The organism is Anaerococcus sp. (assembly GCF_022770135.1).
Taxonomy (GTDB): Bacteria; Bacillota; Clostridia; order Tissierellales; family Peptoniphilaceae; genus Anaerococcus.
Genome location: NZ_JALEIL010000021.1, coordinates 1 through 4131 on the forward strand (window position 1 = coordinate 1; position 4131 = coordinate 4131).

Annotated in this window: 6 protein-coding genes; all 6 read right to left on the reverse strand. The window is 29.7% G+C overall.

Features of this window, described 5'->3' with window-relative positions; translation table 11 throughout:
• On the reverse strand, positions 1-364 hold a 364-nt coding region (locus tag MRZ08_RS00815; protein ID WP_297378125.1), incomplete at its 3' end, for a CopY/TcrY family copper transport repressor.
• 529 nt (positions 365-893) lie between these two features.
• A complete protein-coding gene (locus MRZ08_RS00820; RefSeq protein WP_297378127.1) occupies positions 894-1538 on the reverse strand; it encodes an ABC transporter ATP-binding protein in 645 nt (214 codons plus the stop codon).
• Entirely contained in the window at positions 1531-2271 is a 741-nt protein-coding gene (locus MRZ08_RS00825) for a hypothetical protein (protein ID WP_297378131.1), read from the reverse strand. Before MRZ08_RS00825 ends, MRZ08_RS00820 begins: the two co-directional genes overlap by 8 nt.
• Entirely contained in the window at positions 2268-3041 is a 774-nt protein-coding gene (locus MRZ08_RS00830) for a hypothetical protein (protein WP_297378133.1), read from the reverse strand. The genes MRZ08_RS00825 and MRZ08_RS00830 overlap by 4 nt, the downstream gene beginning before the upstream one ends.
• The gene (locus MRZ08_RS00835; RefSeq protein WP_297378135.1) at positions 3038-3604 is read right to left on the reverse strand and encodes a hypothetical protein; all 567 of its coding nucleotides are present in this window, start codon (positions 3602-3604) and stop codon (positions 3038-3040) included. Before MRZ08_RS00835 ends, MRZ08_RS00830 begins: the two co-directional genes overlap by 4 nt.
• A 13-nt stretch (positions 3605-3617) precedes the next feature.
• The coding region (locus MRZ08_RS00840; RefSeq protein WP_297378137.1) for a hypothetical protein at positions 3618-4131 on the reverse strand (514 nt) is incomplete at its 5' end.

Genomic DNA, 4131 nt, shown 5'->3' on the forward strand with positions numbered 1-4131 from the left:
ATATTTTTTCTAGTCGATCTATATCATCGAAGCTTAAGACATGATCTTCAATGATGTTTCCTATTACATTTCCAACTTTCTTTCGACAAATACGGTTAAAAATATCCTCTGTATAATCCCTTACCGCTTCTTTCTCTTCAATATTGGCAGTGTAAATAAACTTTCTACCTTCTTGCTCTGTATTTAGTACGCCTTTTTCAACTAATCGACCTAAGATCGTTTTGATAGTGGATTGTGTCCAGTCCATTTTTTCTTTCAATACGGAGATAACTTTTTTACTAGTTACTCGATCATTTGCCCAAACCACACGCATGACTTCCCATTCAGCATCAGTTATATGGGTACTAGCTACTGTTGTACACATTCTTTTTTCCTCCTCGTTGTTTACAATCGTAAACATATCATTTAAAACTAGTTTACCATTGTAAACTAACCTTGTCAAGTATTTTTTAATGTGTAAAATCTCAATTGTCTTTATTTTTTATTTTACCCAGTACTAATTATAATCTTGGTTTGATTTGCTTGTATTAATTTTAGGATTATACGCGATTAGAAAAATAGATATTAATATATATTAATTTTTAAATTGAGACAGTATAATAAATAAGACTAAAGTAAATTGTACCATTGACTACAGATTACATTCAGTAAAATTATTATTAAATTATTCCATTTTTGGTAAAAATCGATATTAGATCTATCTTAGTTTATCATCGCATGGTGCCATTAATATGTCGGAGTTTTTTTACCATGGGCAAAATAAACTTAATTTCTGTATTAAATATAAGCTAATATGCATTATTTATCAATCTTCATATATCCTCTTTCTATTACTTTACTTAAGTAAATAATATCATATTAGAATATTTCTAATAAGAAAAAAGAGGATATTTCTATCCCCTTTCAATATCAAAACTATCTACTATCTCACCTTCCTTCATCACAAATACCTCATCCGCACATTCTTCTATAATTTCTTTCTCATGACTTGCAAGTAAGACTATAGTTCCTTTTGCTTTTTCTTCCTTGATTATTTTCTTAAGTACAACTATCCCTTCCTCATCTATGGCGTTAGTTGGCTCATCAAGCATAAGGATTTTGGGATATTCCATTATGGCTTGACCTATGGCAAGTCTTTGCTTCATTCCAAGAGAATATTTGCCGAAGTCCTTATCCTTAGCTTCATAAAGACCTACAAGCTTTAGGATTTCTTCTATCCTATCCTTGCCAATTACATTTCTAAGAGACGCTATCATTTCGAGATTCTCATATCCTGATAGGTCTTTTAGAAAAGAAGGATTTTCTAAGAGCAGACCCAAATCTTCTGCGAAATACTTATTATCAAGTTTCAAATCATTTACAATGACTTCTCCACTATCTACCGTAATTAGTCCCGCTATTGCCCTAAAGAGCATAGTCTTACCTGAACCATTTCTTCCCTGAAAGCCGTAAACCCTACCTTCGTATAGATCTAGATTTATATCCTTAAGAATCTTCGCTCCCTTTATATTTTTATTAACTCCACTTACTTTAATCATTGCTTCCTCCGTAGAAATCGTAGTTTCTAAAAGTGAAAAATGAGCCTATAATTGCTATAATTAGATAAATTAGCCAGGTTTTTAAATTATCATTAAGACTTATATAGCCTCCCACCACATCTTGTTTCATGATTAGGCTTTGCTGACCTAAGAAATATTTAAAATTAGTAGTCATAGATATTATCAAGAAAAACATGGTCGTTGCAACTCCAAACTTATAACCAAAATTTATAGCAATTACAAAAGAAATTGCAAACATGATAAACTCTGTTATTATATATGACGATATTAATCTTATAAAAATCTCAAAAACCTCTTTATCATAGCTCTTAAAAATCCAAGTCTCTCCTCCTATTATTATAAATAGTACAAGATTAATTAATAAAATCATAATAAAACTACTTACGAATTTAGAAGAAAAATACCTCCCCCTAGATTTTGTCTTTACCATAAGATAGGAAGAATTTTCAACATGGTCAGAATATGTAGCATACAATACTAAAAATACCGGCACTAACTGAAATAAAAACCAAAAGAAAGCTGGTACGAAACTATCCATACTTTCTATATATCCCACATCCGCAACTAATTCTATAAAAAGTTCAATTGGAAGCTTGTTACTATCAGTTAAGATATAAGATTGACTTAACCCTATCAGCAAAAAATAAATCAAAAACAGCTTCTTTGCCTTAGAAAATATATACTTTAAATCTCTGTTAATAAGTTTAATCATAATATATCACGCTCTTTTATCCTTACAGCAAAATAAATAATGCTAGGTAGAAGAAATACTAAAAATATTATCATAGTTAAAATATCTGGCTTCATAAGACTAGATACAAAAATGAACAAGGAAACTTCTACATTTGGCATTACTCGAACCACGATTAAAGATAAAAGTATATCTATAATAAAGGTAACAACCATACCTATATACTTATTATTTAAGCTAGTATTTATGAAAATAGCAAAAGTCGCAATTATGCCTCCACATAAGAATATCTTTATAAAATGCAAGATGTAGAAGGCTAGGTGGCTTTTAAAAAATACTCCTAAAAATAATGCATCAGGATGCATATTCATAATATTAAAATATACAAGCGGAACATTTGTCCTTACCGTAAACCACAAACACAAATTCACAATAGCAGGAATTACTGCAAATACACCTGCTATAAAAAAATTATAAACTAAGGTTTTTAGAATGTATGTCTTGTAATCGATTTTACTGGCAATTATATTCAAAAGTCCACTTTCTTTATCTAGAACAAGACTATCTGCATAGATAAATCCTGAAAAAATAAAGACATAAAGGATATAAATATAGGAAGCAGTAGAATTGCTACACATAATATTTTCAACCCATGGTGATTGCAAGCTCATCATGTCAAAATTATCTCTTATAGGATAAGAAGTTAAAGACAAATAATTGATTAGAACAAGAAAAATAGTGAATAAAGCCAATTTTTTCTTATTAAGAGCTCTCATATTAAAAAACTTCATGACTCATCTCCCAAATCTATTAACTCGTAATAAAATATACCTTTATTCAACTTTTCCTTGTACTTATCCATATAGAGCTTGTTAGAAAATAGCAAACAAGATGGATAATCATTAGCTGAAGTATCCTTATAATATATTTCAAATGCTTTTTCTTCCCTTGAATTTATAATAAAATCCTCAGGCAAATAATAGTTATCATATGATAACTTATTCATCTTCTTTAGTTCTTTATCTGAATCAATAATATTCTGACCTACAGATTCATCAAGACCCTTATTATAGGTTAAGGACAAAATATAAGGCAATGCATCCAAATTTTCATCAGTTTTGTTTTTTACTTTATAAGTTGCCTTCATCCTATTAGCGCTAATATCCCCTCCCTTATCATTATCTGCCTTGCTAATATCGGTTAATCTAATTTCTAATCCATCAAAATCTATATCCTCATTTATTCTATAGCTTTTTATTTCTATATTTTGGGGCTTATCTTGATTGACCCTATAATAGCCTATAGCCACAAAGGCTATAAAAGCTATGATAATTGAAGTAAGTATTTTTTTCATATAGACCTCACTATTACTTTGGTGAAACTTCTCCTATATCATTTACCTCTTCGTATGAAAGAATTTCTTCTAAATATTTATCATAATACTTATCAAAATCCTCATCATAGCGAACCAGCCTTTGTGTGTAGTCTTCACCTCCACTTAATCCTCTAGCTTCCACGAGAACTCCATTTTTGTCGAACTTATAAAAGCTTCTCTCATTTTCTATGATTGTATAATCCCCGTCTTTTCTTATATCAAGATCTGGATAGACTTCATTGTGGGGATCTATAAATTGACTTATAGATAAATCATGGTCCACACCTATATTATTATTAAAATCCTTAAGATCTTTAAGGTCCCTTTTTATATAATTTTTCCTTACTTGAGAAGCAAAGTAATTATACTTACCATCTGTAATAGTAATAATATCAGATCCATCATAAGTGAGAATTCTACTGTCAGGCGAAATAAACTTATATATTTTAAAATTTAGGTCATCTTGGATAAATTCATAAAGATATAAACCTGGCTTATACTTTGCA